This is a genomic window from Halomonas saccharevitans (genome assembly GCF_900116405.1).
Lineage (GTDB): Bacteria > Pseudomonadota > Gammaproteobacteria > Pseudomonadales > Halomonadaceae > Halomonas > Halomonas saccharevitans.
This window is the reverse complement of sequence record NZ_FPAQ01000015.1, coordinates 21,911-38,839: the sequence shown is the minus strand read 5'-3', so window position 1 is coordinate 38,839 and position 16,929 is coordinate 21,911. Positions and strand designations below refer to the sequence as shown.

Sequence of the window (16,929 nt, the reverse complement as noted above, 5' to 3'; positions counted from 1 at the left end):
TTCCTTAGCCCAACAGCGACGGGATCCAGGTGGAGAGCGACGGGAAGATCACCAGCAGCAGGATGACCACGATGAAGGCGACATAGAACGGCAGTGAGGCGACGATCGCCCGCTCGAAGGGCACGTTGGCGATCCTCGCCGCCGTCATCAGCGTCATCCCCACCGGCGGCGTGACGTTGGAAATGTTGAGCACCACGATCATCAGGATCGCGAAGTGCAGCGGGTCCACGCCCAGCTGGATCATCGCCGGCACCAGCACCGGGGCCACCACGACCAGCGCCGGCAGCACGTCCATGACGGTGCCGACCAGGATCAGCAGGGCGCAGACCAGCAGCAGCTGCAGGAAGGTCGAGTCGCTGAACGTGGTAATCAGCCCCGCGGCGTCCCGGGCGATGCCGGAGCGAGTGACGAACCAGCCGAGCACCGCCGAGGTGGCCAGCAGGAAGAACACCACGCCGGAGAAGCGCACCGTCACCACCAGCGCATGCCAGATCTTCTGCCAGCTGAGGTTGCGATAGAACACCACCCCGATGACGATGGCGTAGACGGCGGCGAACCCAGAGGCCTCGGTGATGGTGGTCAGCCCCGAGAGGATGCCGCCGAGGATGATCAGCGGCACGATCATCGCCGGCAGGGCGACCAGGAAGGACACCGCCGCCGCCTTGAGCGGCGTGGGCGCCTGCTTGGGATAGCCACGCTTCCACGCCAGGAAGAAGCTCACCGCGAGAAGCGCCAGGGCCATCAGCAGGCCGGGGATGATCCCACCGGCGAACAGGTCGATGACGGAGATGTCGCGCAGCAGGGTGGCGTAGACCACCATCACTACGCTTGGCGGGATGATCGGCCCGATGATCGACGAGCAGGCGGTGATCGCCGCGGCGTACTCGGCGTCATACCCCTGCTTCTTCATCTCCGGGATCATGATCTTGCCGATCGCCACGGTGTCGGTAATCGCGGCCCCGGTCAGCCCGGCGAAGAACACCGAGACCGAGACGTTGACGTGGGAAAGTGCCCCGCGGACGCGGCCGAACAGGGCATTGTTGAAGGCGATCAGCTTCTGGGTCAGGCCGCCCTGATTCATCAGTTCGGCGGTGAAGATGAAATAGGGCACGGCGATCAGCAAAAAGCCCGAGACGCCCGAGAACATGCGATCGGCGATGATGCCGAGCATGCGCTCGCCGCCCATGGCAAACCCGCCGGCCAGCCCCGACATAGCCATCACTACGGCCACCGGGGCACCGATCAGCAGCAGCACGACGAAGGCGATGATCGCGGGCGTCATGAGCGCTCCTCCAGGTCATTGGCATCGATGAGTCCTTCGATCAGGCTGTCGTCATCGATGAAGTGTTCCAGCAGGTCGAAGCCCTGCACCAGGTGCAGCAGGATGATGACGCCGCTGATGGGAATCACGATGGCGGTGAACTTGGCGGGAATCTGGATCTGATCGGAGACCATGTAGACCTGGGTGGCGCCCTGGAAGTAGCCCCAGCCGTACCAGACCAGCATCAGCGCAAACAGCGCGATCACGCCGAGGCAGAGCCCCGCCGCCACGGTGATCAGCGCCCGGGGCAGGCTGCGCACCAGCAGCGTCATGGCCACATGCTCGCCGTAGCGCAGCGAGATGGTCATGGAGAGAAAGCCGATCCAGGGCAGAAAGAGTCGCGCCAGGGAGTAGGTCCAGCTCAGGGTACTGCCGGTGGCCAGCTTGTAGAGAAAGGCGGTGAAAGAGATGCCCAGCATGATCAGCACGCAGGCCACACACGCCACGATCGCCACCTGATTGACCGCATCGCTCAGGCGGCGCAGAGGCTTCAGTAACTGCATCGAATCACCTCCCGGCTGCATCGGCCGGCCGCGCTCGCGGCCGGCCGATGGGGCGGATCGACAAAGAGCGCTCAGCGGCCGTACACGGCGACGTCGGACTCGCTGACCTGCTCGCCAACCCGCGCCACCTCGCCGAGGAAGGCATCGACCTTATCTGCCTCGATGCCGAAGTCGTTGACGATCCAGTCCTTCCACGCCGGGGTGGCAATCTCCGACATGCGGGCACGCTCCTCGGGCGGCATGATGTAGCACTCCTCGAACCGCTCGCAGGACTCCTGCCAGCTGGCAGTGGCGAGCGCCCCGGACATGCCGTGCCCGATGGCAATGGCCTCGCGGGCCGAGGTGACGATGGCCGCCTGCTGCGCCTCGGTCAGGCTCTGGAACCACTCCTCGCTGATCAGCCAGGCGGCGCTGTTATACACGTGACCGGTGAGAGTGGTGTAGTCCGTCACCTCGTCGAAGTTGAAGGTGGTGTTGAGCACGGGGGCGTTGAACTGACCGTCGGCCAGCCCCGTCTCCAGGGCCGTGATCACCTCGCCCCAGGGCAGCGGCGTGGCCGAAGCGCCCAGCGCCTTCATGATCGCGACGTGCCCCGGATTCTCCTCGGTGCGGATATTGAGCCCCTCGAGGTCCTCCACGGTCTTGATCGGGCGTTCGTTGTTGGTGAAGGCCACGAAGCCGCCGCCGTCGTCGAAGGTGCCCAGGTAGCGCATGTTGGTCTCCTCGACGGTGCCCGACATGAAGTCGGCGAACCACTCGCCATCGAAGAAGGACCAGGCCTGACGCCAGTTATCGAAGAGGAAGGGTGCCGTCATCAGCTGATAATCGTCATAGAAGGACGACATGGCGCCGGTAGTGATGATGGTCGACTGCAGGGTGCGGCCGCCCTGGACCTCGGAGGCGGTCTCCACCTCGGAACCCAGCTGACTGTTGCCGAAGATCGAGACCGTCACCTCGCCATCGGTGCGCGTCTCGACCAGGTTCTTGAAATGGACCAGCGCCGGGTAGACCTCGTTGTTGCTCATGTTTTCCGGAAGGATCGTGGCGATGGCCATTTCCGTAGACTGGGCCTGCACCTGGGCGCTGGCGATGGCCAGCGGGAGCGCGGCCAGGGCCGCCACTTGAGGGAGTGCCTTCGACATCATGGTTCATCCTCGTATTCGCGTTGTCATTGTCATTGTCGCGGTCGGCCCTGGGCGGCGGCGCCGGCAACGCCGCGGCCGCGCTCACGCCTAGTACAGCGCGCGCACAGGGCACTGGCCTTCAGCCTAGGCCGCCATCGCTCATGGCGCTTGCCCGTAACTACGGTGGAGTTGGCCGAGACTCGGGAATGCTCAGTTGGCGCGACGTTCGGCGGAGGGAGAGACGTCGAAGCATCGACGGTAGGCGCGGGAGAAGCTGCCCTGGTCGCGAAAGCCCACCAGGGAGGCGATATGACCGAGACTCAGGGCGCTGTGCATGATCAGGGTGCGGGCATGGTCCAGCCGGCGTCGCTGAACGTAGGCGAGGGGCGTCATGCCCGTCAGCTCGCGAAAGCAGGCATGAAAATGCCCGGCGCTCAGGGCGCACAGCGCAGCCAGACGCTCGACGCGAATCTCGTCGGCGAGGTGATGGTCGATCCAGGCATCCAGGCGCGTCAGGTCGATACGCTCGCTGATCCCCGGGGCGGCGAGTCCCTCGATGGTCGCCGAGAGGGGTTCGGACTCGAGATGCAGGTATAGGGCCCGCAGCAGCAGCGCGGCGATCTCGCTGTGCAGGGCCGGGCAGAGTTCGAGCTGGCGCATGAGGCTCGCGGCCAAACGGTTGAGACGCGGCGGCACGCCGAAGAAGCGCGGCCGGTCGAACAGACGCTCGATCTCGTCGCCGTCACGCAGCGCCGGCAGGCTATCGGCGGGGATGTCGAGCACGAAGGTGCGGTTACGGCCGTCGCCCCGGTAGTCGTGATGGCGGCCGCTCGGGATCAGGCAGCCACGGCTGCCGGTAATGCACCCGCCCTGCCCCTCGATGGAGAGCTCCGTGGTGCCTCGCGTGGCCAGGATCAGCTGGTGATGGCCATGATCGTGAGCGATGTGCTCGTGCCCCAGGGTGGCGGTACGCAGATCGAGAAAGGTCATCGGCATCATCGCCTCGCGGTCACCATCGACCGCTTCAACATGCCGGGGCGGATCGTGGAACGCAAACCGCGGCCAAGGGACCACCGACGATACTCGTCCCGCGCGGCGCAAATGCTATGGTGTCGCAAGGTCCATCGCCTCACTCGGGGAGTCGACCCTGCGCCCTCCGACCCCACTTCCCTTCGGCGTCGGCAGGACCCGGCCGTGGCTCCCCCCTTGATCACACCTGACAGGGAGTTCCCGATGCCCCGTTTCCCCGACCACCTGACCGGCGACGGCCCGACCAATCCCTTCCCCGGCATCCGCGTGCTGGAGCGGCGCCTAGGCCGCGAGATCCCTCATCGCCTGGGCTCCAACGAGGGGCTGGACATGCCTCACCGCGCCCTGCGCGCCCACTTCGGCGATGCCATGGTCGAGCACGCCTACTGCTACGGCGACTCCGAGGCGCTGGGCGTGCGCCAGCGTCTCGCCGAGCAGCAGGGTGTCCCGCTCGAGTCGCTGCTGGTCGATGCCGGCGCCGACAGCCTGATAGCGCTGGCCCTGCGCACCGTGGCCGAGCCCGGCACCACGGTGGTGGCCACCGCAGGTACCTACCCCACCTTCGGCTACTTCGCCAGGGGCCAGGGCTGCCGGCTGGTCGAGGTCGCCTACGACGAATCGCCCGGGCGCCTCGCGCCGGACCTCGAGGCCCTGGTGGCCGCGGCCCGGGAGAGCGAGGCGCGGCTGGTCTATCTCGCCAATCCCGACAACCCCAGCGGCCACCTCCACGATGACGACGCCGTCCGCCGCCTGCGCGAGGCCCTGCCCGACGACTGCTGGCTGCTGCTCGACGAGGCCTATCACGACTTCCGCGGGGACCCCGACACCCCCTTCGCCCGCGAAGTGCTGTCCGGGGTGATCCGCCTGCGCACCCTCTCCAAGGCTCACGGCCTGGCCGGGCTGCGCATCGGCTATGCCATCGCCGAGCCCGAGACCCTGGCGATGATGATGAAGGTGCGCATCCACTATGCGGTCTCGACCCTGACCCTGGCCGCCGCCGAGGTGGTGCTCGACCACCCCGATGAGACCCGCGAACACATCGCCGCCGTGCATCGCCGCCGGGCACGCCTGGCCGAGCACCTGCGCGGCCTCGGCGCCGAGGTGCTGCCGAGCGCCACCAACTTCATCGGCGTGCAGATGCAAAGCGCCGAGCTCGCCGAGCGGGTCAACCGCGAACTCCTCGAGGCCGGACGGCTGATCGCCCGCCCGGCTCACCCGGACCTCGGCCACGTGCTGCGCATCACCGCGGTGGAAGACGCCCTGGTGCCGGGCCGGCTGGCCATCCTCGAGGAGGCCCTTCGCCAGGCCTGATTGCTAGCCCTCTGAGCGTATCGACCCCGGGAGAGGCGTGACACCATGGAAACTCGCCTGCTCTATTCCCTGGCGGCGGATGCCATCCTGGTGGTTCACGCGGCCTTCGTGCTGTTCGTGGTACTGGGACTGGCGCTGACGCTGGTCGGCAAGGGGCGCGCCTGGCACTGGGTGCGTCATCCCGGGTTCCGCCTGGCTCACCTGGTGGCGATCGGCATCGTGGTGCTGCAGGCCTGGCTGGGCGCGCTCTGTCCCCTCACCGCCTGGGAAATGGCGCTGCGGGAGAAGGCAGGAGACGTCGTGTATGCCGGCTCCTTCATCGCCTACTGGCTGCACGAGCTGCTGTACTATCAGGCCCCCGCCTGGGTCTTCACCATCGTCTATACGCTATTCGCCGGTCTCGTGATCCTCAGCTGGTTCTGGGTTCGCCCTCGCCCCTTCCGCCGCAAGGGACGCCATGACGCCCGCTGAGGCGTGGTATCGCGGTCCGAGTGATTCCCCCCGGGTCGTCGCGGAGGAATACCTCCTCGGCCGCGAATTCAGCGTGGCCGTGCTGGGCGCCAGAGAGGCCGGCGAGGAGCCGATATACCAGCCACCGCTGGAGATCGAGGACAAGGTCCAGCGCACCGTGGAGATCCGGGTGAGCGAGGCGACCCGGGAGATCCTCCAGGCGTATCGCTTGGGCTACTTAAGCGCCCCCGAGGGGCAGCTATTCGAGACCCCATAAGCGGGGCCTTCTACGCTAACCGCCTAACCCGTGGATCGACTCTCGCCTCCGTCGGTCGTACCCGGGCCCAGCCGAGCTTGGCCTTATCGACCACCTCCCCGGCGTCATGACGACAAAGCGAGGCACGACTTTTGGCGAAATGACAGTCGTGACAGGTGTCACGTGACAGGTGTAGCGCCGGCGTATCACCATGGCCGACTCGAATCCTCCCTTTTCCTTTAACCCCGTTATAACTCAGCACATTAAACAGCGATCGTGATACACCAGCTTCTTGGCATGGCCCTTGCTCAAAGTATCCATGTTGCCCGTGACATACCGCGGTGACCATCAATACAAAACAACTCATGAGACACGGAGTCATGCCATGACTTTCACTCTGAAGCGTAAGCTGCTTACCCTTCCCTTGTTATTGGCCGCACAGGCCGCACAGGCCGAACTGCCCGGCATGCAGGGGCCCCAACACTTTGGCTTTACCGTGCCCGACCGTCAGGCCGCCGTCGACTTCTTCGTCGAGGTGATCGGCTGCGAGGCCTACTTCACCATCGGCCCCTTCGGTCCTTTCGAGGACGACTGGATGACGGTGAACCTGAACGTCCACCCGGAGGCCACTATCCCTGCCGCCCACCTGGTACGCTGCGGCGACGGCACCAACCTCGAGATCTTCGAATACACCGCGCCGGACCAGCGCACCGAACAGCCCCGCAACAGCGACATCGGCGGACATCATATCGCCTTCTATGTCGACGATATGGATCAAGCCGTGGCCTATCTGAAGGAGAACGATGTGAAGGTACTGGGTGAACCCCACACCTTCACCGAAGGCCCGATGGAAGGCCTGACCTGGGTCTACTTCATGGCGCCCTGGGGCATGCAACTCGAGATGGTCAGCGTGCCTTTCGGCAGCATGGGGTACGAAGAAGAGAACAGTGGTCGCCTCTGGGACCCCAGACACTAACCTCTGATCTCCTCTCGCCCCCTTCTTCGAGAGGGCCGCGAACCGGCACCGGCGAAAAAGGCGAAAAAAGGAGATGGCCGATTGGCCATCTCCTTTGTATTACCCGCGACACGCAAGGACATGCCAGGGTAGCGCCCGCCCAAGCAAGGATCGCATCGATCTGGATGATCGGTTGAACATGGGTAAAGCTTGGCAGGTCGCCCAGCATTTCCTGGCCGTGATGCGCGAGTGCGGCCTGAAATTCTTCTGCGGAGTTTCTCCAGACATTCACCAAACAGACGAGTGCCAAGGCCAAGCCATCGGCCGCGACGATGCCTTGCGCACCTTGGTGCGATCCCTGTTGTCACCCCAGAAAACCGTTCACCAACGCCAAGTGTTGGTTGAGGGAGTCATCGACGTCGAACCTGACCCCGTTTTCGCTCGGGTAGGACATGGAAGCACAGAAAATGGCGCTTCTCTTCTCGTTGCTAGCGACGTATCAATAGGTTGTGTGACTATCCCCGGTAACGCGCCAGCAGCGTGTCGAGGGTCTCTGGTTGGAAGCCGGGGATCGCCTCGCGCAACGCGATGTGTCGCTCGGCCCGGAAGCGCATGGGGTCACCGATACCGGCCTGGAAGTCGTTGACGACCGCCACCAGCTCCGCGGGATCCCCCTCGACCTGCATGGCGCCATGCACCAGCAGAGCCATGTCGCGACAGCCCCGCACCCGGCGCCAGCGCTGGGCAGTGCCCACCAGCTTGCGCCCGGCGATGCGCACGTTGAAGCGCCCATCGCAGTAGGAACCGGCGACCGGGCCGAGATCGGCGTCCGCCACGCCCAGATGACCGAGCCAATCGCACCAGGGATCGCCCAGGCGGTGGTAGCCCCACTCCAGGTGGGCCGCCGAGCCGCCCACCCGGCAGCGCTGGGCCAGGGCGACATTGATCACCTGGGGCGACTGGGGCACCGGCGTCCCGCCGGTGGCACGGAAACGAACCGGCCAGCCCCGCTCGGCCAGCCGCGCCCGGGCCTCGGGAAAGTCCGCCAGGCGCTCGTGGCGGCGCGGCATCACCAGGCCTCGGTCCCGGGGCGACCAGGCCAGCCAGCCGAGTGATAGCTCCCCCTGGCAGACCATCTCGAGGAGGCCCTCCTCGGCGAGGAGACCCTCCTCCACCGTGGGGCGTTGCAGGGTCACGCTGGAGATCGCTAGCGGAACGGCCATGGCTCCCCCGGGTCAGCAGCGCAGTTCATGGTCGAAGGCCGCGGGCGCGATGCGCTCGATGCGCTCGACCAGACCATCGAGAAAGGCCGCCGCTGGCGCACCATTGACCGCGCGATGATCGAAGGTCAACGACAGGCCGATCACTTCGGCCGACCGAACGCCGCCCGCCTCGTCGGGCACCACCCGCGCCTCGATGCCACCGATGCCAAGAATCGCCACCTGGGGGAGGTTGAGGATCGGCGTGAAATGGTGCACCCGGGAGCGTCCCAGGTTGGAGACGGTGAAGGTCGCCCCGGTCAGCTCACGGACCGAGAGCTTCCCGGTGCGGGCCTGCTCCACCAGGTCGCGTCGTGCGTCGGGCAGAGCCCCCAGTTCGACCGATTGGGCATCGAACAGCGCCGGGGCCACCAGCAGGTCGTCGGGCAGCGGCACGGCGAGTCCCAGATGCACCACAGGGTGCTCGGTGATGCGGTTGTCTTCCAGGGTCGCGTTCAGGGCCGGAAAGTCCTGGAGGGTCTGAACCACCAGGCGTAACAGGATGTCCTGCACCGAGGGCGGCGCGAGCCCGGCGCTACGACAGTGCGCGCGCAGCGCCTGCACGGCACCGAGTTCGGCGCCGGCATGGTGGGTCAGCTGGGCGGTCGACTGCAGGCTCTCGCGCATCTTGGTGGCAATCATGCCGCGCATGCCGCGCAGCGGAATCTCGCGCGGCTCACGTCTTCCGTCCGCCGGCGAGTGAGCCGCCCCCCCGGGGGCGGCGGCATTCTGGGTGTCGAGTGGCATGGAGAAACTCCTCAGGTTTCCAGGCTGGCGATGGAGGTGCCCTTGGCGACCACCTCGTCTTCCTGCTTGGCGATGGTCAATACTCCGGAGACCGGGGCCTCGATCTCGTACTGGGCCTTCTCGACCATCACCTCGGCCACCAGGTCGCCCTGGTTCACCTGACCGCCATCGTCGACAAGCCAGGCGGTGATCACGCCCTCACCATCGCCATCCCAGAGGTTCTCGGGCACCGTAATCGGGGTCGTCATGAAGTGTCTCCTGTCATTCAGTTGTTGTGCAGCATCTGGTGGAAAGCGGCGACGATCTTGTCGGCATTGGGCAGCGCCCACTGCTCCATGGTCGGCGCGAAGGGGATCGGAATGTCCGGGTAGGCGACGCGCCGGGGAGCGGCCTTGAGGCAGGCGGGGTCGTGCTCGGCGACGCTGGCGATGATCTCGCCGCTGACGCCGTAGCTGTGGTAGTCCTCATCGACCACGATCAGCCGGCCGGTCTTGGCCACCGAGGCGCGCACCGTCTCGCGGTCCAGCGGCACCAGGCTTCTCAGGTCGACGACCTCGGCATCGAAGCCCTCCTCACCCAGCGCCTTGGCGGCACGCAGGCAGTGATGCACGCCGGCCCCGAGGCTGACGAGGGTCAGGTCTTGGCCTTCCTTGACCACGGAGGCCTTGCCGATCTCGACGGTGTAGGGCTCCTCTGGCGTCGCCACGGTGGCGCCCTTCTCGGTGCCCAGCCAGCCCATGCCCTGCAACGACTTGTGGTACATGAAGACCACCGGGTTGTCGTCGCGGATCGCCGCGGTCATCAGGCCCTTGGCGTCATAGGCGTTGCTCGGCACCACCACCTTCATGCCCGGCAGGTGGGCGAAGGTACCGTAGAGGCACTGAGAGTGCTGCCCGGCGTCCGAGTAGCCGCCGCCGGTGGAGGTCATCAGCACCATCGGCACCTTGACCTTGCCGCCGGAGAAGTAGGTATTCTTGGCCATCAGGTTGTAGATGGCGTCCATGCACACGCCGAAGAAGTCGACGAACATCAGCTCGACGATGGGGCGCATGCCATCGGAGGCGGCGCCCACGGCGGCGCCGATGAAGGCGGTCTCGGAGATCGGAGTGTCGCGCACACGTTCGGACCCGAACTCCTCATGCAGGCCCCGAGTGTTGCCGAAGACGCCGCCGAGTGGGCCCACGTCCTCGCCCATCACGAAGACCGACGGGTCCTGGCGCATTTCCTGGGCCGTGGCCTCGGCCATGGCCCGGGCGATGGTCAGCTTGCGAGAGCCGGTGACAGTATTCATGACATGACTCCTTCGCCCAGCCGCTGGCCGGGCCGTACGATGATCTTGATGTGCGACTTGTCATTGAGCAGGGTCTCGAACCCCTGCTCGACCACATCGTCCAGCACGATACGTGCGGTAATCAGGTCCTCGGCGCGAAAATAGCCCTGCTGCATCAGGGCCATCACGGCGGGATAGATGTGCCGATAGGCGATGATGCCCTTCAGGGTGCGCTCCTTGATCACCAGGTCATTGGGTTGGAAGGCCGTCTCGGTTTCCCAGATGCTGACGATCACTGTCTCGCCACCGGCATGGGTGGCATTGATTGCTTGGTCCAGCACGGCGGAAATGCCGGTCACCTCGAAGGCGAAGTCGGCGCCACCCTGCGTCAAGGCATGCACCTGCTCTACCGCGTCCTGCTCTCGCGGGTCCACCACCTGGGCACCCAGGTCCCTCGCCTTGTGCCGGCGCGAGTCAGAAGGCTCCACGGCCACGATGCTGGCAGCCCCGGCGGCCTTGAGCGCCTCGATGATCATCAAACCGATGGGGCCTGCACCGAAGACCACGGCACTGTCACCGGCTTTCAGCGCGCTCTGACGCACCGCATGCAGGCCCACGGCAGCCGGCTCGATCAGTGCCCCCTGCTCATAGGAGAGGTCATCAGGCAGGGGGTGAACCATGTGCTCGCCGACGACCGTATATTCTGAGAATCCGCCGCCGCCGCCCGAGAGACCATGGAACCCCAGCAACGGCGTCAGGTTGTAGCGCTCCATGAGATAGTGGCCATCTCGATTTGGCGAAAGGATGGGCTCGATGGCGACTCGGTCCCCCGGCTTGACTCGGGTGACACCTTTGCCCACTTCCACGACCTCACCGGCGAACTCGTGGCCCATGATGATGGGGGCCTGCTGCTGGCTGAGAGGATGCGGGGCATCGACCGGGATAAAGATGGGGCCGGCGCTATACTCGTGAAGGTCGCTGCCGCAAATGCCGCAGGCCGCGATCTTCACCTTTACCTGGTGCGGCTCCTGGACGGTCGGGACCTGGACACTTTCGACGCGGAGGTCTTTGGCTCGGTACCAGACTGCCGCTTGCATCATATTCATGACTTTACTCCTGATTGTCGTTTTCGGTTCTTCGTGGCAATCAGACGAAGACGGTCTCGAGGGCCGCCTCGGCGGGCAGGAAGTCGCTCTCCCGAGCGAAGTGAATGGCCGCCTCGACACGTTCGTGAGCCTCGTCGACCAGGCGGCTGTCGGCGGCCTCGTCGAGCAACCCGGCCTCGATCAGCGCCTGGCGATAGCGCGGGATGGGATCATGACTCTGGAGCCCGGCCTTCTCTCCTTCGGGCCGATAGTCCTCACTGTCCCCCATGAAGTGGCCGGCCAGCCGCGAGGTCTCGATCTCGATCAGGGTCGGCCCTTGGCCGTCACGGGCCCGGGAGATGGCCTCGCCGGCCGCGGCGAACACGCCCTCGACGTCGTTATCGGCGACATGCACCCCGGGCATGTTGTAGCTGCTGGCGCGCAGGTCGTTGCGCGGCACGGCGGTGGCGGCCTGCTTGGCCACCGAGATGCCCCAGGCGTTGTCCTCGATCACGAACACCACGGGCAGCTGCCAGACCGACGCAAGGTTCAGGGCCTCATGGAAGGCGCCCTGGTTGGCCGCCCCCTCCCCCAGGAAGGCTACCGCCACCCCGGGCTTGCCCTGTATCTTCCGGGACAGGGCGGCACCCGCCGCCGGCCCCAGGCTCTCGCCGATGATCCCCGAGCAGGAGAAGTTCACGTCGGCATCGAAGATGTGCATGTGGCCGCCACGCCCGCCGGAGAGGCCAGTCGCCTTGCCGAAGATCTCGGCGACCATGGCATCGAGGTCGACGCCCTTGGCCACGGCGATATGGTGCGGCCGGTGGGTGGCGACGACGACGTCCTCGGCGCCGAGGTGGGCGCAGACCCCGACCGCACAGGGTTCCTGGCCATTGGAGAGATGCATCTCGCCGGGAATCGGCCCCTTGGCCATGTTGAAGACCGGCGTCTTGCCTTCCATGTAGATCGTCTCGATGCGCTCCTCGAGATGACGGCTGGTCACCATCTGACGGTACATCCACAGCCGCTGGTCATTGGTCGGTTGCATGGGGAGTCCTCCGCTCAGAGTTCTTGGCGCTGAATGCGCTCGGCGATGTGATCGGCCTGGCGCAGCGCCAGGGCGACGATGGTCAGGGTCGGGTTCTCGGCGCCGCTCGAGGTGAACTGGCTCCCGTCAGAGATGAACAGGTTGTCGATGTCGTGGGTCTGGCCCCACTGGTTGACCACCCCGTCCTCGGGCCGGGCGCTCATGCGGTTGGTGCCGACGTTATGGCTGGTGGGGAAGTCCGGCACCTTGAAGATGCGCTCGGCGCCCGCGGCCTCGTAGCAGCGCCGCGCCTGCTGCTCGCCATGGCTGCGCAACTTCACGTCGTTGGGGTGATCGCCCTTGTAGACGACGGGAACCGGCAGGCCGTACTGGTCCTTCTTGGTGTCGTGCAGAGTGATGCCGTTGCGCTCCATGGGCAGATCCTCACCGCAGATCCATACCCCGGAGAGATGGTCGTACTTGTCCAGGGCGGTGGTGATATCGCGTCCCCAGCCGGCATTGGTGGGATCCATGAACTTGGCGAAGAAGGGCACGCCCAGCGACATCACCTCCAGGGTGTAGCCGCCGACGAAGCCCCGGGACGGATCGAGGCGCGCCTCGTCGGAGATGATGCCCGCGAAGGTGGTGCCGCGATGCATGTGCACGGGCTTGGGCATCACGCCGAAGATGCAACTGGTGGCGTGGGTCATGTAGTTGCGACCCACCTGGCCGGAGGAGTTGGCCAGGCCATCCGGGAACCTCGAGGAGTGAGAATTGAGCAGCAGGCGCGGCGACTCGATGGAGTTACCGGCGAGGCACACCGCCCTGGCGCGCTGACGGTGCTGGTTGCCATCGCCATCGGCATAGACCACCGCGGTGGCCCGCCCCTGAGCGTCGTGCTCGATCTTCAGGGCCATGGAGCGCGGCCGCACCTCGCAGTGCCCGCTGGCCTCGGCGCGGGGAATATCGGTGTACATGGTCGACCACTTGGCACCGAAGCGGCAGCCCTGCATGCAGAAGCCGGCCTGCATGCAGCGGCTGCGCTCGTCGTACTCCTCGGTGTTGATGGCCATGGGACCGGAGCGCAGCTGGGTATAGCCGATGCGCTCGGCGCCGGCGGCCAGCACCTTGAAGTTGTTGTTCCACTGGTGATAGGGCATGCCGGTGGAGTCCCCGGTCACCCCCATATGGCGTTCGGCCTTTACATAGTAGGGCTCCAGGTCCTCGTAGGAGATCGGCCAGTCCAGCAGGTTGGCACCCTCGAGATCGCCGATCTCGCTGTGCAGCTTGAATTCATGGGGCTGGAAGCGCAGCGAGACGCCGGCCCAGTGGATGGTGCTGCCACCCACCCCCTTGACGATCCAGGCCGGCAGGCCGGGGAAGGTCTCGGTGAGCTGGCGGGGGCCGGCGGTGATGCGCTCATCGAGCCAGGAGATCTTCTTGAACATCTCCCATTCGTCATTCTCGATGTCGTTCATCTGGTAGCGCTTGCCGGCCTCCAGCACCACGCTGTCGATGCCCTTCTTGGCCAGGGCATGGGCCAAGGTGCCGCCGCCGGCCCCTGAGCCGATGATCACCACCACGCTGTCATCGTCATGGTCGAAACGTGTTGCCATGGCGTGTTTCCTCTCGAATCGGTTGTTGTTATCGGGTCACACCGGGATATCGGGCGTCACAGCCAGTCGATCTTCAGGTCATCGAAGCCGCGATGGAGGTATCCCCCCTGCTGCCACGACGATCCCTCGTAACCGAAATGCGACTCCCAGAGCGCGGGGTTGTCGTAGAGCCCCACCACCAGGGTTCCCCTCACCGTCTGGAAGAAGTCGCCGTCCTCGATCTCGCGCAGCAGCGCCGCCCGGTCGGCCTCCTCGCCGATGTCGCCGTAGTCCTTCCCGTGGGCGTCACGCGCCCGCCGGTTGAGCTCGGCCAGGCCGTCGGCGATCAGCGCCCGGTGATTCTCCAGCAGCGGCTCGAGGGGGGTGAGGTAATAGGTGTCGGGAATGGCATCGTGGGGGTAGATGTCACGGCCCATGCGCAGCAGGCCGGCGGCGAGGTCGGGTTCGGCCAGGGCCCAGCGCGGCCAGAGGCCGCCGGCGCCGAGCGCTGCTCCGGCAACCAACGCGCCTTGGCCGGTGAGGCTGAGGAAGCGACGCCGGCTCAGCGGCATCGCCTTGGGAGAAGAGGTCATGGCGTGGCTCCTGTTGTTGTGCAGCGCGATCGTCGCGCCGGTGGTCAGCCAGAGCGGCCATGGGGCCGCACGCCCCTCCCCTCGCAGATTCCGTGCCAGAAAGGGCCAGAACCAAATCAAGCCATTGTTTATAAAAGAAAAGGATAGCGAAAAAGGACGAAGGCAGACGTCTCCCACGCCGAGGTGGACGGCGACTATTACACTCGGCGTGACAACCCCGTTTACAGGAGGCGTTACAGGTGTAACGGGGGCGACCAAGGTCGAATCACCGTTGGTCTCTCCGGGGCGTACCTTGAATGAAAGGACAACGACAATAACCTGACACGCCGGCTCGCCGGCCACAGGCCATGACCATGAGTACCGCCCAGGCACAACGACAACACGTGCAGACAATCCTGCACGCACGAGAGCATCCCGGCGCCGACGAAAACGCCGTCATCGAGCGTTCCTGGCGTCGCTGCATCGACCGCTACGGCCTCGACCCGGCAGCGCCCAGCCCACCCCGCTATGTCCCCGACCGTACCCTGCGCGAGCACCAGGACCAGGCCGACGCCCTGATCCAGGTGGCCAGGGCCGGAGTGGAGCAACTCTATCGCCAGGTGAGACCGCTGGATTATGTGGTCCTGCTCACCGACGCCAGGGGCATCGCCGTGCAGTTTCTCGGCGCGAGCAGCGCCCAGTATGAGCACCAGCGCACCGGCCTCTATCTGGGGGCCGACTGGAGCGAAGAGCATGCCGGCACCTGCGCGGTGGGCACCTGCATCCATGAGCGAGTGCCGCTGACCTGCCACCACAGCGATCACTTCAGTGCCCACCACATTCGCCTGACCTGCACGGCGGCGCCGGTCTTCGACCCCGACGGCCAGCTGCTGGCGGTGCTGGACATCTCCGCCTATCGTTCCCCGGAATCCAAGACCTCCCAGACCTTCGCCCTGCAGGTGGTCAAGCACTATGCGCGGATGATCGAGGATGCCTACTTCCTGCAGCGTTTCAGTGGCTACCACATCGTCTGCCTGGACCGCTCTCGGGAGTTCGTGCAGATCAACCGGCGCTACCTGATCGCCATCGAGGAGGACGGCACCCTGCTGGCCGCCAACACCGCCGGGCGCAAGCTGCTGCGCCATCACGAGTTGCCACTGGCCGGCGCCGGTGACGCCCGGCCGTTCAAGGCCTGGCACATCCAGGACCTGATCGACGCCGAGATCGACGAGGTGCTCGACATCCACCGCTATGGCGACGACCGGGTGCGGGCCTTCCGCACCCACCGCCATCACGAACTGCACTTCGCCACCCTGCTCGAACCGCAGCGCCGCCGCGCCCCCAGCGGCCAAGCGCGCCCGGGCGAAAAAAGCAGCCTGGCCCCGCTGGAGGCCCTGGCCGACGATGACCCGGCGATGCGCGACACCCTGACCCGCGCCGCCCGGCTGCGCAACGAGCCGATCAACCTGCTGGTGATCGGCGAGACCGGCACGGGCAAGGAACGCATGGCGCGGGCGCTGCACGACTCCAGCCGTCGACGCGACCAGTCCTTCGTGGCGATCAACTGCGCCGCCATGCCCGAGTCGCTGATCGAGAGCGAGCTGTTCGGCTACGAGCCCGGCAGTTTCACCGGCGCCAACAGCAAGGGCATGAAGGGGCTGATCGCCCAGGCCAGCGGCGGCACCCTCTTCCTGGACGAGATCGGCGACATGCCGTTACAGCTGCAGACCCGGCTGCTGCGCGTGCTGGCCGAGGGGGAGGTGCTGCCGATCGGTGCCAACCGGCCGGTGAAGGTCGATCTGCGCGTCGTAGCGGCTACCCACCGCGACCTGCGTGGGCTGATCGACCTGGGACAGTTCCGCGAGGACCTCTTCTATCGCCTGAACGGCGCCAGCCTGCGGCTGCCGCCGCTACGTGAGCGGGCGGACCAGGGCTACCTGATCCGACGGCTCTTCGAGGACCTGAAGGCCGAGCGCGGCGACTCGCGGATACGGTTGCGCGGGGACGCCATGAGCGCCCTGCTCGCCTATCCCTGGCCGGGTAACATTCGAGAGCTGCATAACGCCCTGCGTTATGCCCTGGCCACCTGCGAAGGCGACGAGGTGGTGGTCGGCGACCTACCGGAGGAATGCATCAGCGGTCACCTGGCGCATCCGGCGGCACGCCCCGCCGAAACACCCGACGAGCTCGTCGCCGGCCACTCGGCGGTGTCACGCTCCATGGATCCACTCCACGAGGCCCTGCGACGCCAGCAGTGGAACATCAGCGCCGTGGCCCGTGAGCTCGGCCTCTCACGGCCGACCATCTACCGGCGCATGAAACGCCTCGGGATCACCCCTCCTCACCAGCTGGATGCCCTGTGATACCGGAGCCCGCCCATCGACCGGGGCCAGAGCAGTCCTCACTGACGCGCAAGACACCCTGG

The 16,929-nt window shown here is 66.0% G+C and carries 17 protein-coding genes; 5 read left to right on the top strand and 12 right to left on the bottom strand.

Translation table 11 applies throughout. The annotated features are described in order from the left end of the window. Window positions 1–4: 4 nt before the first annotated feature. The 4 genes from BM388_RS08520 to BM388_RS08505 form a co-directional block, all read right to left on the bottom strand. Entirely contained in the window at window positions 5–1,282 is a 1,278-nt protein-coding gene (locus BM388_RS08520; protein WP_089849117.1) for a TRAP transporter large permease, read from the bottom strand. Next, a complete protein-coding gene (locus tag BM388_RS08515; RefSeq protein ID WP_089849115.1) occupies window positions 1,279–1,824 on the bottom strand; it encodes a TRAP transporter small permease in 546 nt (181 codons plus the stop codon). Before BM388_RS08515 ends, BM388_RS08520 begins: the two co-directional genes overlap by 4 nt. A 71-nt stretch (window positions 1,825–1,895) precedes the next feature. After that, window positions 1,896–2,966, bottom strand: a complete 1,071-nt coding sequence (dctP, locus tag BM388_RS08510; protein ID WP_425431918.1) for a TRAP transporter substrate-binding protein DctP — start codon at window positions 2,964–2,966, stop codon at window positions 1,896–1,898. Window positions 2,967–3,158: 192 nt separating this feature from the next. Further along, the gene (locus tag BM388_RS08505; protein ID WP_089849211.1) at window positions 3,159–3,938 is read right to left on the bottom strand and encodes an AraC family transcriptional regulator; all 780 of its coding nucleotides are present in this window, start codon (window positions 3,936–3,938) and stop codon (window positions 3,159–3,161) included. Window positions 3,939–4,181: 243 nt separating this feature from the next. On the opposite strand from BM388_RS08505, the gene BM388_RS08500 reads away from it, so the two are divergent. From BM388_RS08500 to BM388_RS08485, 4 genes are all read left to right on the top strand, one after another. Next, window positions 4,182–5,288, top strand: a complete 1,107-nt coding sequence (locus tag BM388_RS08500) for a pyridoxal phosphate-dependent aminotransferase (RefSeq protein WP_089849111.1) — start codon at window positions 4,182–4,184, stop codon at window positions 5,286–5,288. A 45-nt stretch (window positions 5,289–5,333) separates the two neighbouring features. Then, the gene (locus BM388_RS08495) at window positions 5,334–5,759 is read left to right on the top strand and encodes a DUF2784 domain-containing protein (RefSeq protein ID WP_089849109.1); all 426 of its coding nucleotides are present in this window, start codon (window positions 5,334–5,336) and stop codon (window positions 5,757–5,759) included. A 73-nt stretch (window positions 5,760–5,832) separates the two neighbouring features. After that, entirely contained in the window at window positions 5,833–6,015 is a 183-nt protein-coding gene (locus BM388_RS08490) for a hypothetical protein (protein ID WP_139233912.1), read from the top strand. A gap of 364 nt (window positions 6,016–6,379) precedes the next feature. Further along, the gene (locus BM388_RS08485) at window positions 6,380–6,970 is read left to right on the top strand and encodes a VOC family protein (RefSeq protein WP_089849104.1); all 591 of its coding nucleotides are present in this window, start codon (window positions 6,380–6,382) and stop codon (window positions 6,968–6,970) included. A gap of 494 nt (window positions 6,971–7,464) precedes the next feature. Here BM388_RS08485 and BM388_RS08480 read toward each other — a convergent pair whose 3' ends face one another. Genes BM388_RS08480 through BM388_RS08445 form a run of 8 tightly spaced genes read right to left on the bottom strand, consistent with a single transcriptional unit; the run spans window position 7,465 to window position 14,525 of the window. Beyond that, window positions 7,465–8,172, bottom strand: a complete 708-nt coding sequence (locus tag BM388_RS08480) for a lipoyl protein ligase domain-containing protein (protein ID WP_089849101.1) — start codon at window positions 8,170–8,172, stop codon at window positions 7,465–7,467. A gap of 12 nt (window positions 8,173–8,184) precedes the next feature. Continuing rightward, on the bottom strand, window positions 8,185–8,955 hold the full coding sequence (locus BM388_RS08475) for a 2-oxo acid dehydrogenase subunit E2 (protein ID WP_089849099.1): 771 nt from the start codon (window positions 8,953–8,955) through the stop codon (window positions 8,185–8,187). A gap of 11 nt (window positions 8,956–8,966) precedes the next feature. Then, window positions 8,967–9,203, bottom strand: a complete 237-nt coding sequence (locus BM388_RS08470) for a biotin/lipoyl-containing protein (protein WP_089849097.1) — start codon at window positions 9,201–9,203, stop codon at window positions 8,967–8,969. Window positions 9,204–9,220: 17 nt separating this feature from the next. After that, window positions 9,221–10,246 (bottom strand): alpha-ketoacid dehydrogenase subunit beta, encoded by a 1,026-nt coding sequence (locus BM388_RS08465; protein ID WP_089849095.1) that lies wholly within the window; start codon window positions 10,244–10,246, stop codon window positions 9,221–9,223. Next, complete coding sequence (locus BM388_RS08460; RefSeq protein ID WP_281245183.1) at window positions 10,243–11,331, bottom strand: 2,3-butanediol dehydrogenase; 1,089 nt, start codon at window positions 11,329–11,331, stop codon at window positions 10,243–10,245. Before BM388_RS08460 ends, BM388_RS08465 begins: the two co-directional genes overlap by 4 nt. Window positions 11,332–11,371: 40 nt before the next feature. Further along, complete coding sequence (locus tag BM388_RS08455; RefSeq protein ID WP_089849093.1) at window positions 11,372–12,358, bottom strand: thiamine pyrophosphate-dependent dehydrogenase E1 component subunit alpha; 987 nt, start codon at window positions 12,356–12,358, stop codon at window positions 11,372–11,374. 14 nt (window positions 12,359–12,372) lie between these two features. Then, on the bottom strand, window positions 12,373–13,953 hold the full coding sequence (locus tag BM388_RS08450) for a GMC family oxidoreductase (RefSeq protein ID WP_089849091.1): 1,581 nt from the start codon (window positions 13,951–13,953) through the stop codon (window positions 12,373–12,375). 56 nt (window positions 13,954–14,009) lie between these two features. Beyond that, window positions 14,010–14,525, bottom strand: coding sequence for a gluconate 2-dehydrogenase subunit 3 family protein (locus BM388_RS08445; protein ID WP_089849089.1), 516 nt, complete (start codon window positions 14,523–14,525; stop codon window positions 14,010–14,012). A gap of 383 nt (window positions 14,526–14,908) precedes the next feature. Between BM388_RS08445 and BM388_RS08440 the strand changes: the two genes are divergently transcribed. Further along, complete coding sequence (locus BM388_RS08440) at window positions 14,909–16,867, top strand: sigma-54-dependent Fis family transcriptional regulator (RefSeq protein ID WP_315584993.1); 1,959 nt, start codon at window positions 14,909–14,911, stop codon at window positions 16,865–16,867. Window positions 16,868–16,929: the final 62 nt, after the last annotated feature.

What these genes read in the sequence shown, in the direction of transcription:
- BM388_RS08475 (WP_089849099.1), bottom strand. Translation starts at nt 8,955, where the DNA reads ATGCCACTCGACACCCAGAATGCCGCCGCCCCCGGGGGGGCGGCTCAC.
- BM388_RS08480 (WP_089849101.1), bottom strand. Translation starts at nt 8,172, where the DNA reads ATGGCCGTTCCGCTAGCGATCTCCAGCGTGACCCTGCAACGCCCCACG.
- BM388_RS08450 (WP_089849091.1), bottom strand. Translation starts at nt 13,953, where the DNA reads ATGGCAACACGTTTCGACCATGACGATGACAGCGTGGTGGTGATCATC.
- BM388_RS08500 (WP_089849111.1), top strand. Translation starts at nt 4,182, where the DNA reads ATGCCCCGTTTCCCCGACCACCTGACCGGCGACGGCCCGACCAATCCC.
- BM388_RS08485 (WP_089849104.1), top strand. Translation starts at nt 6,380, where the DNA reads ATGACTTTCACTCTGAAGCGTAAGCTGCTTACCCTTCCCTTGTTATTG.
- BM388_RS08445 (WP_089849089.1), bottom strand. Translation starts at nt 14,525, where the DNA reads ATGACCTCTTCTCCCAAGGCGATGCCGCTGAGCCGGCGTCGCTTCCTC.
- BM388_RS08465 (WP_089849095.1), bottom strand. Translation starts at nt 10,246, where the DNA reads ATGAATACTGTCACCGGCTCTCGCAAGCTGACCATCGCCCGGGCCATG.
- dctP (WP_425431918.1), bottom strand. Translation starts at nt 2,966, where the DNA reads ATGTCGAAGGCACTCCCTCAAGTGGCGGCCCTGGCCGCGCTCCCGCTG.
- BM388_RS08460 (WP_281245183.1), bottom strand. Translation starts at nt 11,331, where the DNA reads ATGAATATGATGCAAGCGGCAGTCTGGTACCGAGCCAAAGACCTCCGC.
- BM388_RS08455 (WP_089849093.1), bottom strand. Translation starts at nt 12,358, where the DNA reads ATGCAACCGACCAATGACCAGCGGCTGTGGATGTACCGTCAGATGGTG.
- BM388_RS08495 (WP_089849109.1), top strand. Translation starts at nt 5,334, where the DNA reads ATGGAAACTCGCCTGCTCTATTCCCTGGCGGCGGATGCCATCCTGGTG.
- BM388_RS08505 (WP_089849211.1), bottom strand. Translation starts at nt 3,938, where the DNA reads ATGACCTTTCTCGATCTGCGTACCGCCACCCTGGGGCACGAGCACATC.
- BM388_RS08520 (WP_089849117.1), bottom strand. Translation starts at nt 1,282, where the DNA reads ATGACGCCCGCGATCATCGCCTTCGTCGTGCTGCTGCTGATCGGTGCC.
- BM388_RS08515 (WP_089849115.1), bottom strand. Translation starts at nt 1,824, where the DNA reads ATGCAGTTACTGAAGCCTCTGCGCCGCCTGAGCGATGCGGTCAATCAG.
- BM388_RS08470 (WP_089849097.1), bottom strand. Translation starts at nt 9,203, where the DNA reads ATGACGACCCCGATTACGGTGCCCGAGAACCTCTGGGATGGCGATGGT.